We start from the raw sequence: 23,520 nt of genomic DNA on the forward strand, positions 1-23,520 counted from the left end.
GAAATAAAAAACTATATCATTTGGAAAAGCAATATGAACGAATTCAAAAGAAATTTGAAAGGAATGAGGAATTGTGAAGAAATTAGATGTGCTATTTATGCTATTGAGCGGCCTCTTTCCAGTTGCAGGAATTATGAAGCAAATCCCACTAGAACAATCTTTATATATTGGAGGCCTTTTATTTTTCACTTGTTTCGGTAGTTATTTTGCGAAAAAAATATATTCTCGCATATGTAGTTGGATAGCGTATGCGCCATTTATAACATTACTGTTAGTCATTTGGCATCAAGACATTTCTACAAGTTCAATCATAGCGAACGCGAAAATTGCCGCTTGTATCGCTTTAATTCCATGTTTATTCCGTTTTCGTACATATGGACTTACTTTCGGTTTATTCGCATTATGGGCCGCTTTACTTTGGGATATTAAAGAAGTACAGTCGTTAGTCATACTTGAACGTATGTCGAGTTTAATGACAAGTAATTTCAAATATCTCATGTTTTTAGTTGGTGGACTTATATTAGGTGGATTAATTGCTATGTTATTACACCGTAAAGAAGAGGATTATAAAGAAAATATAACTTTATTTCAACAAAAAAACAAACGTAAAAAACGATCATTTAAGATTCTACTCCCAAGATTACCTAAATTTAAGTTGAAATTATTTAAGTTTGGTGGAAAAGTATCAAAACAAAAAACGCCTGAAAAAATACGTGAGCATAATTACGAAGAAACAACTCCAGCTGCAACATATGAAATGTCAGAGCAAATACATCAATATAAAGAAGAAACTGCTCAAGGACAAACGAGGATGGAACGTCGTAGAAGTAGGTATAATGCATAATGAAGTTAAAAGCCCCTTAATGATTAATCATTTTTAAGAAAAATCATTAAGGGGTTTTTATGTCATTAAAAATAGATTGCTAAGGTGAAATTTATAGCATTCTCTAAAATCGAGGACTAAAATAAAATAATGGGAGGACAAAATGTTTATTATTACATATATTTCTGTCTGTATATTATTTTTAGTTAGCTTTTTACATGTTTATTGGGCTTTCGGAGGTAAGTGGGCGACAAATAGTGTCATTCCAACAAAAGCTGGAGAAAAGGCATTTACACCAGGTGCAGGCATGACATTGTTCATTGCGTTATTAATAAGTATGGCAGCGATAATTTTATTACAACAAACGAATATTGTTCATTTCGCACTTCCTAATATTATTGTTCAAATTGGATCCTGGGTTTGTATGATTGTGTTTTTCATAAGAGTAATTGGTGAGTTTCATTATTTTGGTATCTTTAAAAGGAAAAAAGATACGCAATTTGCAAGAATGGATACTGTTTTATATATCCCACTTTGTGCATTTTTATCTTTATCATTCTTTCTAGCAATTATAACGTGAACATAAAATAGTAGTTATTTTCTCCAAAATAAATAAACGTGAATTAGTAAGGCGTAAAAGTGTGAAATCTAGTAGTAAATAAAAAGGATGTAAGCGCCTTTTTATCGAATTATAGATTATTATGAAAGGCGGGTGCACGATGAAGTATGTAAAAGTCAGTATGAATGGCGGAAGTGAACACAAATTTTCGATGACTTTAGAACGGTTTGAAGAACTTATTACAACAGAGAATGGACTATTAGAAAATAAATTAGTTAGTATTGAAAATGTAATGATTAATCCTACTAATATATCTTCTGTAGTTGAAAAAATTGGTGTACCAGCTAAGTTTATGGAAGCTTAAAAATCGGTACATAAAAAACATCCACGGGGGATGTTTTTTTATGTATAAATATGTTAATTGTACTATGAATTTATGAGAAGAATTTATAGTGATACTTCGTACATGCACAAAAAATAAGTACAAGCATATATTAGATAGTGGGACAAGACCTTCGTGTCCTACTTAATACTCAGAAAAACCTCTATCACATGAGAGCATCCGATTGCAGGGTGCTCTTTTTTATTCAGCTCTTTAACTTTCATTTTTAAACATATCTTTGATGTTAATAAATATTAAAAATAAAATAATAGCAAAAATTAAGTTAGATAAATAGAAATCTTGATGAAATAGTAATTCAAAGATGACATCAAAAGCATATAAAAAGGCGATAGTAGGTAATATACAAATAAATATAAATCTCCAATTTTTTAGATACTGTTTATAATTAGGAAATACTTTCTCCATAAACATAGCTCCTGTACTTTTTATTTTTTATATAATTATACATTTAAATAAAAGGATTTTCAAAAGGTTATTTAGCATTTAAGAATTGTAGGGAAAGCTTTTGTTGAAACCTTATATAGCTGTAGCAATCTTTCTAATACATGGTTTGACTAAAAAAACTTTTAAAGAGTAACACTTAAATGATACACTATAATCTACGTTATTTTTGAAATGAATAGAGGGATTTATGTGATAAATAAAATTAAAAATGCTGTAGAGGATATGTACGAAGATGAAGCAAAACATTTACTTCAAAGTATTCTAATTCAGTTAAATTTATTAGAAGAAAACTATAGTGAAGATACTATTAAAAATTTGATGGATATTCCTAAGCAACTAACAAGTAATACATCTTATAAAAGAAATGTAAAAAAAAGCTCACATGTGCATATTGCTTTTGATGATTCAACTGCTGGAAGTTTAAAGCATATGCTGAGTAAAGAAGAACGATTGGAAGAGATGGTTGTTGCTTTTTCTGAATTCTTTTCAATTGGGCCGATAAACAAGTTACATATAAATGAAGGGCAACTAGCAAGACAGGAATGGTTAGTAAACAACTTAACTACTTATGAAAATTATTTTGAAGAAGAGTATTTACCAAGGTTTTTAGAAACTATAGAAGAACTACACACTATACCTACTGAAACGCCTATTACAATTTGGAAAGCCGATAACGCACATGAACATGTAGGTCTATGTTTTGTAATGGCGCAATTAAAAGATAAGAAAAATATTCGCGTTATGAATACATCTGATGCAAGTAAAGAAATATTAAAACTAGAGTATGTGATTCGTGGAACTGGAGAGTTAGCACCTGAAAGTTTAGCTCTAATTCAAAAAAGTTTTGTAAAATTGCCGTATTTAACTGTAGAGAATCGTATGCAGTTTGAACATGAGTGGGATAGTCTATCGAAAAGTACGGAATTTTTAAGAGTTTGGACAGACAATGAAGTGCGTTCTGTACAAGAAGATTATTTTGATCAATTTATTATTGAATGCGCGAAAAGTATAGGTGCTGATCAAGAATTCCTAAAAGCCCCTAGAGTAATTGGTGAAGCGCTAGGTCATGTAGAGCAGTTAGTTGGCGATACGTTTTTAGAATATCGCTTAAAAGAATTAATTAAACAAGAAGTATTTGAATTTGAAGGTTCATTAGATGAAATGCGTTTCTATAGTGTGAAATTAAGAAAATAATACATCTATTCCGTTTATGAAGAAGCTCGTATTTTTAAATACGAGCTTTATTTTTTGTTGAATTTAGGCTATACATAAGCTTCCTATAGTGCGCATATCACATATGAATGTTAAAGGTACTGAATGAAAAGTAGGTGATTTGTTAATATGTATAACCAGCAAAATTATTCATATGATCAAGGGATGTATTATAATCCACAAAACTACGGGTATGAACCTGTAAATGAAGTGAGAGATATGGAACAAGAAGATTATAGACCAGATGATGCGGAAGATGCTCCAACGTCCCCACCACCATCTCAAGCTCCATCGCTACCATCCACATTTGCTTCTCCAGCACAACCAGGCAATATGAAATCATGGATGTGTAACTGTCTAGGAAGATGGGGCTTTCTACGTTTACATCGTCCAGGACCTTTCGGGAGAGACTTATGGTTCTTTCCGACTGAAGTGAGAAGGAACGGAGTATCAGGTTACACTTGGCAAGGTGGTCGTCGTCGTAAAGTAAGCTACCGCTATCAACAAATTAGTAATTTCATGTGCTTCGCATAAAGAAAAGTGAGGGAGTAGAAAGATTTTACTCCCTCACTTTTTTATTTTTCAATATATGAAGTAAGATTTTGATTAAAAATTTACAATTTTCACGTTTTTATTAGAGTATAATGCATTTGTTGGTTCGTTTTCAAAAACAAATGAGAGTGAGGGAATACGATGTCAATGAAAAACAAAGTTGGGCTAAGAATAGAGGATGGCATTAATTTAGCTTCAGCTCAGTTTAAAGAAGATGCATATGAAATTTATAAAGAATCTCGAAAAATGCAACCTATTTTATTTGTGAATAAAACAGAATTAGGTGCAGAGTGGCTTATTACAAGATATGAAGATGCTTTGCCACTATTAAAAGATAATCGCTTAAAAAAAGACCCGGCCAATGTATTTTCTCAAGATACATTGAATGTCTTTCATACTGTTGACAATAGTGATTATTTAACGACACACATGCTAAATTCAGATCCACCTGACCATAATCGTTTACGATCACTTGTACAAAAAGCTTTTACACCGAAGATGATCACGCAATTGGAAGGAAGAATACAGGATATTGCAGATGATTTGTTAAATGAAGTCGAGCGCAAAGGTTCATTAAATCTTGTTGATGATTACTCGTTCCCTTTACCAATTATTGTAATAAGTGAAATGCTCGGCATTCCAAAAGAAGATCAGGCGAAATTTAGAATTTGGTCTCATGCTGTCATTGCTTACCCAGAAACGCCAGAAGAAATAAAAGAAACCGAAAAGCAACTATCTGAGTTTATTACATATCTCCAATATTTAGTTGATGTTAAAAGACAAGAACCAAAAGAGGACTTGGTGAGTGCTTTAATATTTGCAGAAAGTGAAGGGCATAAACTTAGTGCTCGGGAACTATATTCAATGATAATGTTACTAATTGTGGCGGGACACGAAACAACGGTAAATTTAATTACAAATACAGTATTAGCGCTTCTTGAAAACCCGGACCAATTACAGTTATTAAAAGAAAATCCAAAATTAATTGATGTAGCTATTGAGGAAGGATTACGCTATTATTCTCCAGTTGAGGTTACAACTTCAAGATGGGCAGATGAACCTTTTCAGATTCACGATCGAACAATTGAAAAAGGGGATATGGTTGTCATTGCATTAGCTTCGGCGAACCGTGATGAAACAGTATTTGAGAACCCAGAAGTATTTGATATTACTCGGGAGAATAATCGTCATATTGCATTTGGCCATGGGAGCCATTTCTGCTTAGGCGCTCCACTTGCTAGGTTGGAAGCAAAGATTGCTATTACTACTTTGTTTAATCGAATGCCTGATTTGCAAATAAAAGGAAATCGCGAAGAAATTAAATGGCAAGGTAATTATTTAATGCGTTCTTTAGAGGAATTACCATTAACATTCTAGAATATTTATTGTAAGACATGCATACATCGAAAATGCTTTACATAGAGTATGTATGTGTTATTTAAATTCGAAACGGAAGGGTGAAAACATCCCAATGATCAACTAATTCTATTTGTAAGAGATCTTCGTTAAAAAACGAAATATTCTTCTGAATAGGGTTAGTCTGTACATTTATAGAAAAGGGATGTATTTCGCTCTGCGAATATATAGTCTTTTTATATGATTTGTGCTGCCTCCTGTTCAGAACATGAAATAGGGGGCTTTTTTATGTCGACAAATGTAGAAACGAAACAAAATACTGGGGTATCACAAGTATTGAAAAATCGGTTTGTGCAAGGAATTCTAGCATCAGCATTATTTTTACAAGTAGGGATATGGGTTCGAAACTTTGCTGTATTACTATACGTAATGGAAATGACAAAAGGTGATGCTTTTGCTATTTCGATGATTTCAGTTGCGGAGTTTGCTCCAATTTTCATCTTTTCTTTTATTGGCGGAACGTTTGCTGATAGGTGGAAGCCGAAGAAGACAATGATATGGTGTGAAACGTTAAGTTCTATTTCAGTATTTGCAGTATTAATTACCCTTATGTTTGGTACGTGGAAAATTGTGTTTTTTGTCACACTTATTTCTGCAATCCTTTCGCAATTTTCTCAGCCATCTGGCATGAAATTGTTTAAACAGCATTTATCGGCGGAACAGATCCAATTAGCGATGTCTATATATCAAACAATATTTGCGATTTTTATGGTATTAGGGCCGATTCTTGGAACATTTATTTTTCATAGTTTTGGAATTTATATTTCAATTATCATAACAGGAATCGCTTTTTTACTGGCAGCAGCTGTGTTGTTATTTCTTCCGAAAGATCTTGAGAATGATAATGAGAAGAAAGAAATCACGCTACTACAGGAGATGCTTGATGGTATTAAATATGTGAAAAAGAAAAAAGCATTAACTTTGCTAGGGCTTTGTTTTATGGCAGCAGGACTAGGTATAGGATTGATTCAGCCATTAGGTATATTTATCGTAACTGAGCAGTTAGGATTATCAAAAGAGAGTTTACAATGGTTACTAACAGTAAATGGTGCAGGAATGATTGTTGGCGGCGCTTTAGCGATGGTATTTGCAAAAAACGTTGCTCCGCAAAAGATGTTAATAATCGGTATGCTTGGTCAGGCAATTGGTATTGGTATTATAGGTTATTCCACCAATTTATGGGTAACACTCACAGCACAACTTTTTAGTGGGTTAGCTCTTCCTTGTATCCAAATAGGTATTAATACGCTCATTATTCAAAATAGCGATACTGATTTTATCGGTCGTGTAAATGGTATTTTAAGTCCGCTATTTACCGGTTCAATGGTAGTAACGATGAGTATTGCTGGTTCATTAAAAGAGATGTTCTCATTAAGTACGATGTATGAAGGCACGGCTTTACTCTTTATAATTGGATTGTTATTTATTTTACCTATATACAATTTAAAGCCAGTAATAGCGGTAGAAAGTGAAATAAATGGTAAAGGAAGTGCTGTACAACATGAATCCTAATCCAAATGTTAAGTACCCTATTGAAGGAAATGAAAATGTCCATTTTATAAAAAATACAATAACAAAAGCTACTATACAAGTTGGAGATTATTCATATTATGATGCGAAAGATGGAGAAACATTTGAAGATCGAGTATTACATCATTATGAATTTCTTGGAGATCGTCTTATCATTGGAAAGTTTTGTTGTATTGCAAATGGAGTTACCTTTATTATGAACGGAGCGAATCATCGGATGGATGGATTTTCGGCATATCCATTTAATATATTTGGAAATGGGTGGGAGAAGTATACACCTAATTTGTCTGATTTACCTTACAAAGGTGATACAGTAATAGGAAATGACGTTTGGATTGGTATGGATACAACGATTATGCCCGGAATAAAAATAGGAGATGGTGCAATCATTGCAGCTAAATCTGTTGTGACTAGAGACGTCGCACCATATACAATTGTTGGTGGAAACCCTGCAAATAAAATAAAGGAACGATTTACAAATACAATAATAGAAGAATTATTGCAAATTCAATGGTGGCATTTTGACATTGAAAAAATAACTGCAAATATAGATGCTATTGTACGAGGAGATATTGAACCTTTAAGAAAGCTAAAAAGGGAATAAAAAATGCATAACAAAGAGTATCATACCTCCGAATTTTGTTAATGATAATAGAACGAGGAGGTGTGATACTATGGCACAAGACGTTTTATGTGAAGTAAACAACTGTAAATTTTGGGCAAACGGCAATAAATGTAGTGCAGATGCAATTTATGTAGTAAGTCATAAAGGGAAACAAGCATCTACTACGGAAGAAACAGATTGCAAAACTTTCGATCCAGAAGTATAAATATTTGAAGGGTGGCCAAATCGTGGTTGCCCTTTTATTAATTATAGTATTGATAATAAATCTCATTTTCATTCATTGTTTTTAACTTTTCTTTTTATTTTTTCATATTTTCTTCATAAGTGATGTAATCCAAAGCAATTCATGTTCAATACGTGATTTACTAAATTCAATGACTTCTGTAATGAAAAATGAGCTAACATCTAAAGATTGAATAGCGGTAAGCTGTTTATGTAGTGCGGCTTGGCGTATTGTTAAAATTTCTTTTCTGGCTTCGTAATCAAGTTTTTCAAATAGTGCGATACGAACAAGAAATTCTGCATTGTTTGTCGCGAGTTTTTCGGGAAACTCTATTAACATTTCAGAAAAAATTTCTTCACCTGTTTCAGTTATGTCGTATATATTTCGGTTTGGCTTTCCCACTTGTGTATGTACTTTTTTCGTTATAGCCCCCATATTCTCAAAACGCCGAAGAGAAGGGTAAAGCATATTATGATTTAATTCAAAATTCTCTCCTAACCGATTTTGAATATTTTTCTTTATTTCATAACCGTATTTTGGCCCTGATGTTAATTCTGCGAGCAATAAAATATCAACATACATAAAAAATCCCCCTTATATATTTCTCAAGTTCTCCAATGAAAAATCTCTTTTAGTATATGTTAAAATAACATATGTTAGATTATACAACTTTGAACTACCGACCTATCACTTTTATTGTAAAAGAAAAGGGAGGAAAGAACTATGGCTTCGCCTGAAAATGTGATTTTAGTTCATGAAATTTCAAAGCTGAAAACAAAAGAAGAATTGTGGAATCCGTATAAGTGGTATCAATTTATGAGGGATAATCACCCAGTACATTACGATGAAGAGCAAGATGTATGGAATGTTTTTTTATACGATGATGTAAATCGAGTTTTATCGGATTATCGCTTATTTTCAAGTAGAAGGCAGCGAAGACAATTCGCAATCCCGCCTTTAGAAACTAGGATAAATATAAACTCTACTGATCCACCAGAACATCGCAATGTACGTTCTATCGTTTCTAAAGCATTTACTCCAAGAAGTTTAGAACAATGGAAACCCCGAATACAGGCGATTGCAAATGAACTTATAGAACATATCGAAAAATATAGTGAGGTTAATATCGTTGAAGAGTTTGCTGCACCTTTACCAGTTACCGTAATATCCGATTTATTAGGAGTGCCAACAACGGACCGTAAAAAAATTAAAGCATGGTCTGATATTTTATTTATGCCGTATAGTAAAGAAAAGTTTAACGATCTGGATGCGGAAAAGGGGATAGCACTAAATGAATTTAAAGCATATCTTCTACCGATCGTTCAAGAAAAGAGATACCATTTAACTGATGATATTATTTCGGATTTAATACGAGCTGAATATGAAGGCGAAAGATTAACAGATGAAGAAATTGTTACTTTTTCTTTAGGTTTATTAGCCGCAGGCAATGAAACAACTACTAATTTAATTATTAATAGCTTTTATTGCTTTTTAGTGGATTCACCTGGAACATATAAAAAATTAAGACAAGAACCTAAATTAATTTCAAAAGGAATTGAGGAAGTATTACGCTATCGCTTTCCCATTACATTAGCTAGGAGAATTACAGAGGATACAAATATATTTGGACCTTTTATGAAAAAGAATCAAATGATTATTGCATGGGTAAGTGCAGCAAATTTAGATGAGAAAAAGTTTTCGCAAGCCTCTAAATTTAATATACACCGAATAGGAAATGAAAAGCATTTAACATTTGGTAAAGGTGCTCACTTTTGCTTAGGGGCACCACTTGCACGTTTAGAAGCTGAGATTGCATTAAGAACTTTCATAAATACCTTTGAAAAAATAGAGTTATTTCCATCGTTCAATTTAGAAAAATGTCTATTGGAAAATGAACAAACGTTAAATTACTTACCTATTCTTTTGAAAACTAGGTAAATCGCTCAGCAAGGTACAAATTTACTGTACCTTGTTTTTTATCCCGCTTTAACGGGCAGTAAGACCCCCACCTCAAAATTCAGCGAAAGCAAAGAATTTAGGTGGGGGATCAACTGCCCATAAAAGTCCGATTGGTGAGGGCTAATAATCAGTGGGGGGATGAAGAAAACCCCCACTGATTAAAGTTTCACTTTATTTTTCAATTGTAAATTTTTGGTTGGTTATTTAGTATGGAGGTGTGTGAACAAGAATGGAGGAGGGCGCTTATGTTAACGTGTAATGGAAGTAAAACGTTTCAAACATTTATTAAAGCTGTAACGGATTTAATGGATAGTAATTTATTAGAAGATCAAATTGTTTGTGCGATTGAAAAATTACTAGAAGACCTTTTAGCGAAGAAAACATGGCTTCCGTTAGAAAAACAGAAGGCGAATTCGGCTCAATACGCACGACACTTGTTATATGAAGATCCTTTTAATCGTTTTGAAGTATTAGCTCTTGTATGGAAAGATGGACAATCTACACCTTTACATGATCATGATGGTACATGGGGAGTAGAAGGCGTTTTTACAGGAAGGATAATGGTGCAAAACTTTATACAAACTAAGCAGCTTGAAAATTCACTTGTTTATTTAATACATACAGGAAATCTTTATTTGGGAGAAGGAGAAACTGATAAAGTCATTCCACCAGCTGATTGTCATATTCTTGAAATATCTGGAAATAAAAGTGTTGTCACTATTCATATTTACGGAAAGCGTTTAGAAAAGTTTAAAATATATGTCCCAACTGAAGAAAAGAATGTGTACATGTGTGAGACAAAATATATTAGTTATAGTTCATAGTTTAAAATCAAAAGCTTTTCTTTAAAAAGAAAAGCTTTTGATTTTATTTTTAATTATTTCTTGACCTGAAACGCTTTTCATAAATTATAAATAAGGAGTACTTCACGAAATCAGTATGAAAACGATACCTTTCGTTTAATATAAATTCGTGTATATATAGAAAGTGGTGAAGAAATAATGAAATTAATTGCAATTGATTTAGATGGAACTCTTCTTTCGGGAAATAAAATGATTAGTAAAGAGAATGCAGAAGCGATTCGAAAATGTCAGGAAGCAGGCCACGTTGTAGCAATTTGTACAGGACGTTCTATCGTCGACATTGAACGATTATTGTTAGAAGTTAATTTAGAGTGTCCAATTATTGCAGAAAACGGTGCGCTTATATATAAAGATAAAAAAATGATGAAACGATATCCAATTCAAAATATGCAAGCACTTGAGATTGTGAACTATCTTGAAGAGAATGGTTTATATTATCAGCTTTATACTGATAAAGGTGTGTACGTACCGGATTATGGAGTAGAGAGTGTACGTAATGAAATAGAATATGTGAAGAATTCAAAAGAAAATTTCGACTTGAAAGAATTAGAAACGATTGCAGCATTATACCTTGAACATACAGCGTTTCTTAGTGCAGAAAGTTGTAAACCAATTGTAGAGACTGATATACATGTGCATAAGCTTTTACCATTTTCTTATGACATAGAAAAATTAAAAAAGTTAAAAGAAACGTTTCTGCATAATGCAGATTTAGCAATTACATCTTCATATTGGCATAATTTAGAGATTAATCATCGAGATGCCCAAAAAGGAAATGGATTATATACTTTAGCAGAACATCTAAATATCCCAGTTGAAAATACTGTAGCGATAGGTGATGGGCTAAACGATGTATCTATGATGGAAAAAGCAAACATATCAATTGCAATGGGGAACGCAGTCGAAGAAATAAAAGCAATGTGTAAATATGAAACTTTATCAAATGAAGAACATGGTGTTGCACATGCTTTATATAAGTATGTAATGTAATATAAAAAGAAAAACAGAATCTAAATAGATTCTGTTTTTCTTTTTATTAGGGGTAAGGTATTCTATGAGATTCATAGAAGCCTTATTACATTTTATTATATAGAATATATTGGAATAAATGTTTATATTTTTCATAATAATTGTGAATATTTTATGAACTTTATATTTTTTGTATTTTTATACTGCTCCAAACGATGTGTATAACGGTACTTTAATGACTAAATGTATACATGAAGGCACGTGTTAGGTTGCTTATCAAATTAGATGTTGAACAAAACACATACTGATTAAATGTTCGTTTTATACTTATATTTTTTTCTTTTTTAATTGAAAAATAAAATTTGTTCGAATAATTATTCTGCAGCTATATACCTAAAGGCACATTCTTCGTATAATGGAGAAGTATAAATTTTGAATTGGTATTAATTTTACATATTGAGGTGAAAAAAGAATGAATGCGCGGCTAATGGAACTTATTGATGTGAGTACAATAGAAACCATGGCAGAACAATTTTATCAATTAACCAACATATCACATCAACTTCTTGATGCTGAAAAAGAATGTATATTTTCTTTCGGAATAAATGAGACGAAAATATGTAAACTTCCCAAAATTGAAATCCCCATTTTTTTATACAATCAACATTTAGGATCATTTGTAGTATGGTCAAACAAAAGTGAAATTTTTAATTGTCAAAAATATTTCGAAATGCTTTCAAATCTAATTATAGAGGGGGCAACAAAAGTATTTCAAAGTAAAAATACAACATTGCTCTCTCGAAAAGAAGAGGAATTACATACAATTTTACAAAATATGCCCGTTATGGTTGATGCGCTTGATTATAATGGAGATTTTGTTCTGTGGAATCGTGAGTGTGAAATTGTAACAGGTTATACCGCTGAAGAAATAATAGGGAATCCACATGCACTTCAATTATTGTACCCTGATCATGATTATCGTCACCAAATACAAACGAAATTTTTAACTTGCGGAAAAAATTTCAGAGATTGGGAAATGCACTTAACATGTAAAAATGGTGAAACTAAAACAATCATGTGGTCCAATATTTCAGAGCAGTTTCCTGTCACAGGATATAGCTACTGGGCTGTTGGTGTAGATATTACACATTTAAAAGCGATAGAAGAGCAGTTAAAACAACAAACGTCTGAATTGGAATTAATTTTTAAGGCGTTACCAGATTTATGTTTCTTAACAGAAGATGATGGCACAATTATAGATTATAAAGCAGGGTCCCCTACAAAATTTTACGTACCGGCAGAAACATTTATGGGAAAAAAGTTTTTCGAAGTATTACCATCGCCAGTGGCGCAGCAGTTTCAGGAAGCAATTCATCAAGTGAAGGAAAAAGCAACGAATGTAATTGTTGAATACCCACTTACAATTAATGGTAGTGTTAATTTCTTTGAAGCTAGATGTTTACCATTATTACATGATAAAATTATGATCATTGTACGTGATATTACAGAACGGAAAAAGACAGAAGAATTGCTAAATAAGTCAGATACACTTGCAGCAATCGGTCAATTAGCAGCTGGTGTTGCTCATGAAGTGAGGAACCCATTGACAGTTATTAAAGGGTTTATACAGTTATTCCAAATTAATAAAGAAGATCAAGAAAAATATTTTGATTTAATGCTTTCTGAAATTGATAGAATAGAAGCGATTCTTCAAGAGTTTTTATCAATCGCTAAAACAGATGAAATAAATACAGAACAAAAAAATATTTATCAAATTTATAAAAATGTCGTTTCGTTAATGAATACAAAAGCAATTATGACGAATATTCAAGTGGAACTATATGCAGACACTAAAGATATAAGTATTGAGTGCTCAGAAAATCAATTGAAACAAGTGTTTATTAATATTTTGCAAAATTCAATCGAGGCTATGCCAGATGGTGGGAAAATCACAATTCATATAAAAGAGATAAACGATGAAGGTGTTATTATTCATGTAATTGATGAAGGAATTGGGATACCTGAAGAAAGAATTAAGAGATTAGGTGAACCGTTTTATAGTACGAAAGAAAAAGGTACCGGTATTGGATTAATGTTGAGTTATAAAATTATTGAAAGCCATCAAGGGAAAATAAGTATTATGAGTGAGGTTGGTGTCGGGACAACAGTAACGTTATATTTGCCGAAAGCTCATATTAAAAAATCTCTATCAAATTATGATGATAGATTTGAATCAATGCGTCCCATTATTAATTCTTAAATTACTAAATACCCAATAACCAAAAGCTTAGTTTTTGGTTATTGGGTATTTTTACATTTATTTTAGTAAACTTTACCTTTTCTTTAGATTTGTTTTAATTTCTATTAAGTTTTAAATATTATATTAATATTTGTGCAAGGTAATGTATGGAAGTTGTACGTTACTTTTAATATAGAAAACAAATAGTATTTGAAATATTGTAAGGAGGAGATTAAGACGAAGTGAAAAAACGAGACAAAACAACAGGTAGAGCAATACCGACTCGATTAAATATTTTATTCTTTTGTGTATTTTTATTATTTTCTGCCATGATTATACAATTAGGTAAAGTACAAATTATAGATGGAGAAACATATAAAAATGAAGTAGAGAAGAAAGAAAATGCGACCGTAAGCCTTTCTGTCCCGCGCGGAAAAATATTTGATCGAGAAGGCAATCCAGTAGTTGATAATAAATCTTTACGTACAATTACATATACAAAGATGAAAGGGGTAAAATCTGAAGAAATATTAAAAACGGCAAGACAACTTGCAGACATAATTGAAATGCCGCAAGAAGATATAGATAAGCTAACTGAGACGGATAAGAAAGATTTTTGGATGCAATTAAATCCGAAACTTACCGAAAAGTTAGTATCTAAAAAAGAAATAAATCAGTTCAGAGATAAAGATATTACTGGGAAAAATTTAGATAAAAAAATAGAAGAGTTAAAAAGGAAGCGTGTAACAGATAAAAATCTTCAGGAATTAACAGATAAAGATATAAAAGTGTTAGCTATTAAAAGTAAGATGACTTCTGGTTATCAAATGGCTCCTCAAATTATTAAAAAAGATGTTAGTGAAAAGGAATTTACTATAATTAGTGAAGGCTTAGCAAATCTCCCAGGTGTAGACGTATCGGTTGATTGGGAGAGAGTGTATGTAAATGATGGATTATTTAGATCCGTTCTTGGAAATGTTTCTAATGCCGATGAAGGATTACCAAGTGAACGATTAGATTACTACTTGGTACGTGATTATAGCCGAAATGATAGGGTTGGAAAAAGTTATATCGAGCAGCAATATGAAGATGTACTTCATGGGACAAAAAAAGAAGTAAGAAGCGTTGTTGATAAACAAGGTAATACAATGAGAACAGAAACCGTTTCTGAGGGAAAGAGCGGTAAGAATTTAACTTTAACAATAGATATGGAATTACAGAAAAAAGTAGAAGAAAGTATTGAAAAAATATTAAAGGCATATAAAGGGTCAGAATCCATGTTGGACCGTGCTTTCGTTGTGATGATGAATCCGAAAAACGGACAAGTATTATCCATGGCTGGGAAAAGACTTGTAGAAAAAGACGGAAAAACAGAAGTTGAAGACTATGCATTAGGCACAATGACTAGTTCATATGAGCTTGGATCAACAGTGAAAGGTGCGACAGTTTTAACTGGATTTGAAACGAAAGCTATAACTCCAGGTACATATTTTTATGATGCACCAATGAAGTTTAAAGGAACTAAGGAAAAAAAGTCTTGGAAAGAGTTTGGGAATATTGATGATTTAAGAGCGTTACAAGTCTCTTCAAACGTTTATATGTTCCATACAGCATTAAAAATTGCAGGTGTAGATTATGTGAAAAATAGTTCATTAAACATTAAACAGGAGTACTTTGATAAAATGAGGTATTATTTCAGGCAATTTGGATTAGGTGTTCCAACGGGTATCGATTTACCGAATGAAACAGCTGGACAAATTGGTAAAAAAGATAATCAACCTGGTTTTTTATTAGACTACTCAATTGGCCAGTATGACACGTATACACCACTTCAGCTTGTACAATATATTTCAACAATTGCAAACGGTGGATATCGAATGAAGCCACAAATTGTTCAAGAGGTAAGAGAGCAAACGTCGCAAAAAGATGAGATTGGTAAAGTGGTGCATTCAGTAGAACCAATCGTTTTAAATAAAATAGATATGAAAGACGAATATATAAACCAAGTAAAAGAAGGATTTAGAAGGGTATTCCAAGAAGGGGATGGAACAGGAGTAAGGGCGTTCCAAAAAGCAACTTATAAACCAGCAGGTAAAACAGGGACAGCACAGACAGTTTATGGTGGAGAAAGTGATATTGGAAGAAATGAAAAAGGTGAGCGGAGAGAATGTTATAATTTAACGTTAGCAGGATATGCGCCATTTAATAATCCTGAAGTAGCATTCTCTGTGGTTGTGCCGTGGGTTATTAATGATAAATCTGGTATTAACTCTGATATTGGAAAAGAAGTTTTAGATGCTTATTTTGAATTAAAAAATAAGCGAATGACTGGAGAAACTATAAAAATAGATAGCTCTCAAGAAGGTTAATACATATGAAATAGTATAGAAACTAGAGTCGTCTTATTTAGGAATAGATTCAAAATGGGTGATAGAGAGGTATAATTATGCTATCAATTATTCACGCTTTATAAAATAAAACATATATTGATAGCATAGGACAAGCTGAAAAGCTTATTCTAACCTCACAGAACACTCCTTATCACGGTTTGGCATCTACTTATGTAGATGCTTTTTTAATTTAATCACTAACAATTATTTATCAACCTAAAGTAGCAAGCGTATTAGGACTATTAGGTGAAGATTGACGGTAATAATTACAGTATGCTTAATAAGCGAATTGAAATGTAAGGAGTGAGAAATAAGTGCTAAATATTTTAGTGGTTAATTTTCCAGCAGAGGGACATGTAAATCCTACATTAAGTTTAGTCAAAGCCTTTACTGAACGGGGTGATCACGTACATTATATTACAACAGAACACTTTAAAGGCAGAATTGAAGATTTGGGAGCTACTGTATATACCCATCCAGATTTATTAAAGGAAATTTCTATTGATTCTGAAACTCCAGATGGGCTGAGTTCATTCTTTCGTGTACATGTTCAAACTTCTTTATATATCTTACAAATTACGAAAAAATTATGTGAAAACATAAATTTTGATTTCGTAATTTATGATATATTTGGCGCTGGTGAGTTAGTAAAGGAGTATTTACAAATTCCAGGCATAGTTTCTTCTCCTATATTTTTAATTCCTACTGAATTTTTGGAGACATTACCTTTTCATCCAAATGCAGAAATGCCATTCCAACCTGATAAAATTTCTGAACAGTTACTATATCGAATAGAACATGAATTTGGAGTAAAGCCTAAAAATAATCTTCAATTTATGCATAACAAGGGAGATATTACTCTTGTATACACGAGTCGTTATTTTCAACCTAATAGCGATTTGTTTGGAAGAAATAACATTTTTATTGGGCCGAGTATTTCAAAGCGTAAAACAAATGTAGAGTTTCCACTTGAATTGCTTAAAGGTAAGAAGGTTATATATATTTCAATGGGGACACTGCTTGAAGGACTTGAACCATTCTTTAATACGTGCATTGATGCTTTCTCGGATTTTGATGGAATAGTTGTAATGGCAATTGGTGATAGAAATGATCGTTCTAAAATTAAGAAAGCGCCAGACAATTTTATAATTGCTTCATACGTACCCCAAACAGAAGTATTAAGTGAAGCAGATATTTTTATTACACATGGCGGTATGAATAGCGTACACGATGCTATTCATTTTAATGTTCCATTTGTTATACTTCCACATGATAAAGACCAGCCAATGATAGCACAAAGATTAACCGAACTGGAAGCAGCAAATCGGTTATTGAAAGAGCATGTTAATGTGCAAACGTTAAGAGAAGCGGTAACAGATGTTCTTTCAAATGAAAAGTATAAGCATGGAATACGAAAACTGAATGAAAGTTTTTTAGAATGTGGTGGTTCAAAAGAAGCAATTACAGTGATTACATCTCTTTTAAATAAATAGTTTAGACAATATAAAAGCATAGGGGCTCTACCTTTATGCTTTTATATGATTATCCTGCAAACTGCACAGCAGTATTTGCATGTAAAAAAGCAGTATCAAAAACAGGAACAGTAAGGTCGTCTTGGGAAATGAGCAATGGTATTTCAGTGCAGCCTAGTAGTATACCTTCTGCGCCATTTTGAATTAATGATTTTGTAATTTGTAATAGCTTTTCTTTTGATGTTTCTGAAATAATTCCTTTACTTAATTCATTTAAAATAACATGATGAATAAAATTTCTTTCCTCTTTATTTGGAATAATTGTCTCAATATTATAGTTCGCTAGACGTGATTTATAGAAGTCTTGTTCCATCGTTTGTTTCGTACCTAATAATCCAATACGCTTTATATTCTGTTCTACCATTTCTTTAGCACTTACATCACCGATGTGAAGAAGTGGAATGGATATTGCACTTTCTACTTCTTCAGCAAATAAATGGACCGTATTGGAACACATTAATAAACATTCAGCTCCGGATTTTTCAACCTTTTTTGCAACGGTGACTAATTCGTTTTTCACTTCTTCATATTGATGATTTTGTAATAAAGTAGTTACTTCACCAAAGTCCATGCTATATAAAACAAGCTTTGCATTTTGATCGTATTGAGAGAGTGTAAGTGTATTAATATGTTTATAGTATAATGATGTAGATTCCCAACTTAGTCCACCAATTAAACCGATTACTTTCATCGTACATTCCTCCCGTAACTATTTTAATTCATTATTTCATAATTCCGATAAGAATACAATGATTTAAATGCGCTGTTAAACGAAAAATAAAAATAATTAGAAAAGTATTGAAATTTATTCTTCTTAGTGCCATAATACGAATTACAAATTAATACTTATCCAGAGAGGTGGAGGGAACGGCCCTATGAAACCTCAGCAACCCCTATGTAAATGTATAGGAAGGTGCTAATTCCGCAGAGGACACGTGTGTGTTTTTTGGAAGATAAGAGGATTCTTGAACGTGAAAGAAAATGACCTCTTATGTAAGAGGTCATTTTTTGTTGTATAGAAGGGGAGTGTCAATGCATAATTCATTTTCAAAATAAATATAGAGTAATAAAAGTTGACTCATATGAGAGGGGAATTGTAATGAATAAATTATCAACAAAGTTAGTAGTAGCAATCGGAATTGGAGCAGCATTATACGGGGTATTAGGACTTTGGGGATTTTCTATTGCACCAAATACATTTATTAAACCTGCATTAGCTATTTTAACCGTTTTTGGAGCGTTATTTGGCCCAGTGGCAGGACTGTTAATAGGACTTATCGGTCATACCGTAACAGATACAATTGCTGGCTGGGGTATTTGGTGGGGATGGGTTTTTAGTTCAGGCATTATCGGCTTTGCAATGGGGCTCATTCAAAAAAGAGTTGGCTTTAGTGTGAAAAACGGGACATATAATAAAGGAGATATTTCTTATTTAGCCATTACTGGGTTAATTGGTATTGTCATTGCTATTATATTTGCTGGGGCATTCGATATTATCGTGATGGGAGAACCGTTTGACAAAATTGTTATACAAGTATTAGGTGCAACAATTGCTGATGTTATTGTATTTTTAGTTCTTGGATTGCCAATTACAATAGGGTTAGCTAAATCTAATAAGAAACATACACATTTAAAAATTGAAAAGTAGGGATGTTAACATGCAACCAATTATTTCTTTTAAACAATTCAACTTTCAATATAAGCATGCAGCGCAGCCTACTGTTAAAGACGTTACATTTCATATATATCCTGGGGAAAAAGTGCTAATTGCTGGACGAAGTGGTTCAGGGAAATCAACATTAGCTCATTGTATGAATGGGCTAATCCCATTTTCTTATGAAGGGACTAGTACTGGTACTATTTTAATTGACGGAAAAGACCCGAGGAAAGGAAGTATTTTTGAACAGAGTAAACAGGTTGGAACAATTTTGCAAGATCAAGATGCACAATTTATTGGTCTTACAGTAGAGGAAGATGTAGCTTTTTATTTAGAAAATGAATGCGTAAATGAAGATGATATGAAAAAGATTGTTTCGGAATCATTAAAAAAGGTAAAGATGCATAATTTTCATAAACAAAGTCCACATGAATTATCAGGAGGGCAAAAACAAACTGTTTCTTTAGCAGGTCTGTTAACAACAAATGCTAATATATTATTGTTTGATGAACCTTTAGCGAATTTAGATCCAGTAAGTAGCTTACATACAATAGAACTTATTAAAGGTATACATAAACAATATAATAAAACAATTGTAATTATTGAACATCGAATAGAAGAAATGTTAAATCTGGATTTAGATAAAATCATTTTAATGGATGAAGGGGAAATCGTTGCGATAGGGACACCAGAAGAGATTTTAGCATCAAATATATTACCATCAATCGGTTTAAGAGAACCTATGTACATAGAAGGATTAAAGAGATTACAGTTTGATAGTAATAATGAGGTAATATACCCACTTGAAAAACTTCAAAGAGAAAGTGTTCGTAGCGCAATAAATGAGTGGGTGGAGAAGCAAGATTTTTGTAAAAGCATTCCTAAAAACAAAGAATTATTGAAAGTAGAAAATTTGTCGTTCTCCTATCCTAATAAGCAAAAAGTATTAGATAATGTAAATTTTTTCATAAAAGAAGGGGAAATTGTTGCACTTTTGGGTCAAAATGGTGCCGGAAAATCTACATTAGCTCATAGTCTTATAGGTATAAACAAAACAAATAATGGCAGGATTTTATTTGATGGAGTAAATATTAATGCTTGGTCTATTCGTAAACGTGGTGAAGTCATATCTTATGTGATGCAAAATCCAAATCATATGATTACACAACCTACTGTTATAGAAGAAGTTTCATTTTCATTAAAATTAAAAAAGTTTTCGAAGGAAGAAATTAAGCATAGAGCGGAGGAAACGTTAAAAATTTGTGGTTTGTATCCATTTCGAAATTGGCCAATCCAGGCATTAAGTTACGGACAAAAAAAGAGAGTAACGATTGCATCTGTACTAACAACCAATCCAAAACTTATTATTTTAGATGAGCCGACAGCGGGACAAGATTATTATCATTATAAACAGTTTATGACGTTCATAAGAAAACTAGCTGCAAAGGGAATATCTTTTATTTTTATTACACACGATATGAATCTTGCATTAGAATATGCAGACAGAGCGATAGTTCTACATGAAGGGGAAATTATTGCGAATAATACCGCGTCTACTGTATTAGGACATCCAAAAACGTTACATAGAGCGAACTTAAGGGAGAGTTCTTTATTCAAACTCGTTAAATTAAGCGGTATTGCAAATCCTGAAAGGTTTATAGAACTTTATTTTGATGTTATGAGGGGGGAGGAAGGTGTATAGTACACATTTTCATCGTATGGATGGAGCAGTGAAATTGTTGTTATTTATTTTTTGTATGACGCTTACTTTTATATTCTTTGATTTTCGCGTATTGCTATTTGTATTTATAATTGGATGTATTGGACTCCTAGTTGCTAAAATTCCATTTCGTAAAATTTTTATTGTTTTTACTGTTATATTTACATTTAGTTTATTAAATTCTGTCATGATCTTATTTATTACACCAACCCATGGATCTGAATTAACGGAATCATATACTGCATTTCTACATATTGGATATGCAACGATTACTTATGAAACTTTATTTTATGCAGCTACACTTTCATTAAAGTATTTTACGTTATTACCATTTACACTTATTTTTATTTATACGACTGATCCAAGTGGATTTGTGAGTAGCCTAAGTAAATTTCGAATTCATTATAAGATTACTTATGCGATAAGTATTGCATTACGTTATATACCTGATATTCAGTCTGAATATAAAATTATTAAACATGCGCAAGAGACAAGAGGAGTAGCGTTTGAAAAAGGAGAAGCAAGTTTATGGATTCGTATGAAAAACCGTGTCTTAATTTTCTGGCCTTTAATTATACATTCTCTAGATAGAATCGATACAGTTTCAAATGCAATGGATTTAAGAGGATTTGGAAAGAAGGATACACGTACGTGGTTTTATACAAATAAAGCGAAAAGAGGGGATTTTATTGCTTTATTTGTAGGTGTTTTTATTTTAATTGTTGCTGTGTATTTAAAGTTACATGTATTTCAAAACTTTTGGTATCCATTTTAAAGTACTCTCAAATGAGTGCTTTTACTTATTTTTATATAGACATGCTCAAAAAGGGGATATTTACATAATGTATAATACGAACCAGTTAAAATGATCAACTACCTATTAGTTTTCAAACCAAAAGGAGGAGAAAATATGAGTTACGGTGGTTCTTGTGGTTTTGGTGGAGGTTTCGCTTTATTAGTTGTGTTATTCATTTTGTTAATTATCGTTGGATGCAGCTGTTGGGGCGGAGGGTACTAATTTCTAATTAGTCTCCACAAATGTAAACTTACAAAACATATAAGATACTTATGTATCGAAACAAATAAAAAAGGAGCAACTATGCTCCTTTTTTATTTGTTTTTAGATGAGTTCATATTACATTTCGGTAATGTAATTGTCAAAGTTGTACCTTTATTAATAACGCTTCGGATTTTTAAATTACCTTGCATCGTTTCAATAATTTTAACAGCAACCATTGTGCCTAAACCTGTACCCTTCGTTTTTGTACTAAAATACGGTTCACCAAATCGATTTATTTGCTCTTGTGACATACCAATTCCGCTATCCTCAATTCGTATGATAACCTTATTATTACTAATAGATGAGGAGATATTTAAAGTACCACCATTAGGCATTGCTTCAATACCATTTTTTATTAAGTTTAAAAAGCATTGTTGAAAGTGCTGTTTATTACCAACAATTGTTGCCGTAGAGAAATCTTTTGTAATGTGTATTGTGTTCATGTTACATAAAGGTAAGATCATATTAATAACTCGATTTAACTCTTGTTCTACTGAAATATGATCTAACTTTTCTGAAGCAGGTTTGGCAAAAGTTAAATAATCATCAATAATTCCTTGAGCACGATGTAACTCTTCAAGTATATGTTCAATATACTCGTCCCTTGATTCTGGAGTTAAATTTGGTGTTTTTAAAAGCTGAGTAAATCCTTTTACGACAGTTAAAGGATTTCTTACCTCGTGCGATATACTAGCAGCGAGTTGGCTCACAATCTCCATTTTTTCCATTTTGATTAACTTCGATCGCATACATACTGCATCTTTTAAAACTTCATTAAAATAAATTACAAATAACATTAAAATAGTTGGTAATATTATGAAATAAATAATGTATAAATTATTCACTTCAAAATCTGATAAGGTTAATACAATTACAGTTGTAAATATTGCTAGAAAAAATGTTAAAAACATTCCATAAGCTACTTTAACTTTTCTATTATACTTATTAAATTTTGCGGATGCGAACGCTGTAATGATAAACATTGTGCCATAAACTAATATTGTTAACATACTAAATCCATAAAACGAAAACCTTGTAATTAATAAGATGACAAGCAATATTATACCAACAGGCAAGCCACCATAAAGCGTAGCTATAATAACCGGTATTTGTCTTAAATCATGAATACAATTTTCATCCATATAGATCGGATAGCGCATACATAAAATAAGAGGGATACTCGTACAAAGTATAATAAGTAGTTTTTTATATTTCTTTAAATGCCGCCCGCTATCATATATAAAATAAAAAATAAATATACTACTTAAAATGTAAAGAAGATTATTTAATACGTTTTGATTAATATAAACAAAGTTCATAATATTTGCCCCGTTATTTTGAATT

Annotated in this window: 23 protein-coding genes and 1 riboswitch; of the genes, 19 read left to right on the top strand and 4 right to left on the bottom strand. The window is 32.1% G+C overall.

Annotated features, from left to right (window positions below; all coding sequences use genetic code 11):
- The first annotated feature begins 73 nt into the window (after positions 1-73).
- The 3 genes from AAG068_RS12890 to AAG068_RS12900 all read left to right on the top strand — a co-directional run bounded on the left by AAG068_RS12890 (position 74) and on the right by AAG068_RS12900 (position 1,746).
- The gene (locus AAG068_RS12890) at positions 74-844 is read left to right on the top strand and encodes a DUF3959 family protein (protein ID WP_342719565.1); all 771 of its coding nucleotides are present in this window, start codon (positions 74-76) and stop codon (positions 842-844) included.
- Positions 845-986: 142 nt separating this feature from the next.
- On the top strand, positions 987-1,403 hold the full coding sequence (locus AAG068_RS12895; RefSeq protein WP_342719566.1) for a DUF3995 domain-containing protein: 417 nt from the start codon (positions 987-989) through the stop codon (positions 1,401-1,403).
- A gap of 139 nt (positions 1,404-1,542) precedes the next feature.
- Positions 1,543-1,746: a hypothetical protein gene (locus AAG068_RS12900; protein WP_000878375.1), complete on the top strand. Its 204-nt coding sequence runs from the start codon at positions 1,543-1,545 to the stop codon at positions 1,744-1,746.
- A gap of 231 nt (positions 1,747-1,977) precedes the next feature.
- On the opposite strand, the gene AAG068_RS12905 is transcribed toward AAG068_RS12900, so the two are convergent.
- Positions 1,978-2,190: a hypothetical protein gene (locus tag AAG068_RS12905; RefSeq protein ID WP_342719567.1), complete on the bottom strand. Its 213-nt coding sequence runs from the start codon at positions 2,188-2,190 to the stop codon at positions 1,978-1,980.
- 228 nt (positions 2,191-2,418) lie between these two features.
- Between AAG068_RS12905 and AAG068_RS12910 the strand changes: the two genes are divergently transcribed.
- The 6 genes from AAG068_RS12910 (at position 2,419) to AAG068_RS12935 (ending at position 7,769) form a co-directional block, all read left to right on the top strand.
- Positions 2,419-3,423 carry a DUF1835 domain-containing protein gene (locus AAG068_RS12910; protein ID WP_342719568.1) on the top strand — a complete coding sequence of 335 codons (1,005 nt, stop codon included), beginning with the start codon at positions 2,419-2,421 and terminating at the stop codon, positions 3,421-3,423.
- A 147-nt stretch (positions 3,424-3,570) separates the two neighbouring features.
- Positions 3,571-3,975 (top strand): hypothetical protein, encoded by a 405-nt coding sequence (locus AAG068_RS12915; protein ID WP_044792297.1) that lies wholly within the window; start codon positions 3,571-3,573, stop codon positions 3,973-3,975.
- A 159-nt stretch (positions 3,976-4,134) separates the two neighbouring features.
- The gene (cypA, locus tag AAG068_RS12920; protein WP_342719569.1) at positions 4,135-5,370 is read left to right on the top strand and encodes a cytochrome P450; all 1,236 of its coding nucleotides are present in this window, start codon (positions 4,135-4,137) and stop codon (positions 5,368-5,370) included.
- A 267-nt stretch (positions 5,371-5,637) separates the two neighbouring features.
- Positions 5,638-6,921 carry an MFS transporter gene (locus AAG068_RS12925; RefSeq protein ID WP_342719570.1) on the top strand — a complete coding sequence of 428 codons (1,284 nt, stop codon included), beginning with the start codon at positions 5,638-5,640 and terminating at the stop codon, positions 6,919-6,921.
- Positions 6,911-7,543 (top strand): Vat family streptogramin A O-acetyltransferase, encoded by a 633-nt coding sequence (locus AAG068_RS12930; protein WP_342719571.1) that lies wholly within the window; start codon positions 6,911-6,913, stop codon positions 7,541-7,543. The genes AAG068_RS12925 and AAG068_RS12930 overlap by 11 nt, the downstream gene beginning before the upstream one ends.
- A gap of 70 nt (positions 7,544-7,613) precedes the next feature.
- Positions 7,614-7,769, top strand: coding sequence for a DUF1540 domain-containing protein (locus AAG068_RS12935; RefSeq protein WP_000046091.1), 156 nt, complete (start codon positions 7,614-7,616; stop codon positions 7,767-7,769).
- A gap of 102 nt (positions 7,770-7,871) precedes the next feature.
- On the opposite strand, the gene AAG068_RS12940 is transcribed toward AAG068_RS12935, so the two are convergent.
- Positions 7,872-8,369 (bottom strand): PadR family transcriptional regulator, encoded by a 498-nt coding sequence (locus AAG068_RS12940; RefSeq protein WP_342719573.1) that lies wholly within the window; start codon positions 8,367-8,369, stop codon positions 7,872-7,874.
- A gap of 141 nt (positions 8,370-8,510) precedes the next feature.
- Here AAG068_RS12940 and AAG068_RS12945 point away from each other — a divergent pair, with 141 nt between their 5' ends.
- From AAG068_RS12945 to AAG068_RS12970, 6 genes are all read left to right on the top strand, one after another.
- Positions 8,511-9,725 carry a cytochrome P450 gene (locus tag AAG068_RS12945; protein ID WP_342719574.1) on the top strand — a complete coding sequence of 405 codons (1,215 nt, stop codon included), beginning with the start codon at positions 8,511-8,513 and terminating at the stop codon, positions 9,723-9,725.
- A 266-nt stretch (positions 9,726-9,991) separates the two neighbouring features.
- Positions 9,992-10,570 (top strand): cysteine dioxygenase family protein, encoded by a 579-nt coding sequence (locus tag AAG068_RS12950; RefSeq protein ID WP_342719575.1) that lies wholly within the window; start codon positions 9,992-9,994, stop codon positions 10,568-10,570.
- Between the two features lie 177 nt (positions 10,571-10,747).
- A complete protein-coding gene (locus AAG068_RS12955; RefSeq protein WP_342719576.1) occupies positions 10,748-11,599 on the top strand; it encodes a Cof-type HAD-IIB family hydrolase in 852 nt (283 codons plus the stop codon).
- A 451-nt stretch (positions 11,600-12,050) separates the two neighbouring features.
- Positions 12,051-13,838: an ATP-binding protein gene (locus AAG068_RS12960; protein ID WP_342719577.1), complete on the top strand. Its 1,788-nt coding sequence runs from the start codon at positions 12,051-12,053 to the stop codon at positions 13,836-13,838.
- Between the two features lie 221 nt (positions 13,839-14,059).
- Positions 14,060-16,186 carry a peptidoglycan D,D-transpeptidase FtsI family protein gene (locus AAG068_RS12965; RefSeq protein ID WP_342719578.1) on the top strand — a complete coding sequence of 709 codons (2,127 nt, stop codon included), beginning with the start codon at positions 14,060-14,062 and terminating at the stop codon, positions 16,184-16,186.
- Between the two features lie 335 nt (positions 16,187-16,521).
- Positions 16,522-17,700, top strand: coding sequence for a macrolide family glycosyltransferase (locus AAG068_RS12970; protein ID WP_342719579.1), 1,179 nt, complete (start codon positions 16,522-16,524; stop codon positions 17,698-17,700).
- 49 nt (positions 17,701-17,749) lie between these two features.
- On the opposite strand, the gene AAG068_RS12975 is transcribed toward AAG068_RS12970, so the two are convergent.
- Positions 17,750-18,430, bottom strand: coding sequence for an aspartate/glutamate racemase family protein (locus AAG068_RS12975; protein ID WP_001979215.1), 681 nt, complete (start codon positions 18,428-18,430; stop codon positions 17,750-17,752).
- 152 nt (positions 18,431-18,582) lie between these two features.
- A riboswitch (SAM riboswitch) is annotated at positions 18,583-18,699 on the top strand.
- 139 nt (positions 18,700-18,838) lie between these two features.
- On the opposite strand from AAG068_RS12975, the gene AAG068_RS12980 reads away from it, so the two are divergent.
- From AAG068_RS12980 to AAG068_RS12995, 4 genes are all read left to right on the top strand, one after another.
- Positions 18,839-19,387, top strand: a complete 549-nt coding sequence (locus AAG068_RS12980) for an ECF-type riboflavin transporter substrate-binding protein (RefSeq protein WP_342719580.1) — start codon at positions 18,839-18,841, stop codon at positions 19,385-19,387.
- Positions 19,388-19,397: 10 nt separating this feature from the next.
- Positions 19,398-21,098 carry an ABC transporter ATP-binding protein gene (locus AAG068_RS12985; protein WP_342719581.1) on the top strand — a complete coding sequence of 567 codons (1,701 nt, stop codon included), beginning with the start codon at positions 19,398-19,400 and terminating at the stop codon, positions 21,096-21,098.
- On the top strand, positions 21,091-21,891 hold the full coding sequence (locus AAG068_RS12990) for an energy-coupling factor transporter transmembrane component T family protein (RefSeq protein ID WP_342719582.1): 801 nt from the start codon (positions 21,091-21,093) through the stop codon (positions 21,889-21,891). Before AAG068_RS12985 ends, AAG068_RS12990 begins: the two co-directional genes overlap by 8 nt.
- Positions 21,892-22,026: 135 nt before the next feature.
- Positions 22,027-22,134 (top strand): YjcZ family sporulation protein, encoded by a 108-nt coding sequence (locus AAG068_RS12995; RefSeq protein WP_000120182.1) that lies wholly within the window; start codon positions 22,027-22,029, stop codon positions 22,132-22,134.
- A 92-nt stretch (positions 22,135-22,226) separates the two neighbouring features.
- On the opposite strand, the gene AAG068_RS13000 is transcribed toward AAG068_RS12995, so the two are convergent.
- Complete coding sequence (locus tag AAG068_RS13000; protein WP_342719759.1) at positions 22,227-23,495, bottom strand: sensor histidine kinase; 1,269 nt, start codon at positions 23,493-23,495, stop codon at positions 22,227-22,229.
- Positions 23,496-23,520: the final 25 nt, after the last annotated feature.

The organism is Bacillus paramycoides, from assembly GCF_038971285.1.
Lineage (GTDB): Bacteria > Bacillota > Bacilli > Bacillales > Bacillaceae_G > Bacillus_A.

Coding starts and splice junctions, on each gene's coding strand:
- AAG068_RS12895 (WP_342719566.1), top strand. CDS start 987: ATGTTTATTATTACATATATTTCTGTCTGTATATTATTTTTAGTTAGC.
- AAG068_RS12900 (WP_000878375.1), top strand. CDS start 1,543: ATGAAGTATGTAAAAGTCAGTATGAATGGCGGAAGTGAACACAAATTT.
- AAG068_RS12905 (WP_342719567.1), bottom strand. CDS start 2,190: ATGGAGAAAGTATTTCCTAATTATAAACAGTATCTAAAAAATTGGAGA.
- AAG068_RS12915 (WP_044792297.1), top strand. CDS start 3,571: ATGTATAACCAGCAAAATTATTCATATGATCAAGGGATGTATTATAAT.
- cypA (WP_342719569.1), top strand. CDS start 4,135: ATGTCAATGAAAAACAAAGTTGGGCTAAGAATAGAGGATGGCATTAAT.
- AAG068_RS12925 (WP_342719570.1), top strand. CDS start 5,638: ATGTCGACAAATGTAGAAACGAAACAAAATACTGGGGTATCACAAGTA.
- AAG068_RS12930 (WP_342719571.1), top strand. CDS start 6,911: ATGAATCCTAATCCAAATGTTAAGTACCCTATTGAAGGAAATGAAAAT.
- AAG068_RS12935 (WP_000046091.1), top strand. CDS start 7,614: ATGGCACAAGACGTTTTATGTGAAGTAAACAACTGTAAATTTTGGGCA.
- AAG068_RS12940 (WP_342719573.1), bottom strand. CDS start 8,369: ATGTATGTTGATATTTTATTGCTCGCAGAATTAACATCAGGGCCAAAA.
- AAG068_RS12945 (WP_342719574.1), top strand. CDS start 8,511: ATGGCTTCGCCTGAAAATGTGATTTTAGTTCATGAAATTTCAAAGCTG.
- AAG068_RS12950 (WP_342719575.1), top strand. CDS start 9,992: ATGTTAACGTGTAATGGAAGTAAAACGTTTCAAACATTTATTAAAGCT.
- AAG068_RS12955 (WP_342719576.1), top strand. CDS start 10,748: ATGAAATTAATTGCAATTGATTTAGATGGAACTCTTCTTTCGGGAAAT.
- AAG068_RS12960 (WP_342719577.1), top strand. CDS start 12,051: ATGAATGCGCGGCTAATGGAACTTATTGATGTGAGTACAATAGAAACC.
- AAG068_RS12975 (WP_001979215.1), bottom strand. CDS start 18,430: ATGAAAGTAATCGGTTTAATTGGTGGACTAAGTTGGGAATCTACATCA.
- AAG068_RS12980 (WP_342719580.1), top strand. CDS start 18,839: ATGAATAAATTATCAACAAAGTTAGTAGTAGCAATCGGAATTGGAGCA.
- AAG068_RS12985 (WP_342719581.1), top strand. CDS start 19,398: ATGCAACCAATTATTTCTTTTAAACAATTCAACTTTCAATATAAGCAT.
- AAG068_RS12995 (WP_000120182.1), top strand. CDS start 22,027: ATGAGTTACGGTGGTTCTTGTGGTTTTGGTGGAGGTTTCGCTTTATTA.
- AAG068_RS13000 (WP_342719759.1), bottom strand. CDS start 23,495: ATGAACTTTGTTTATATTAATCAAAACGTATTAAATAATCTTCTTTAC.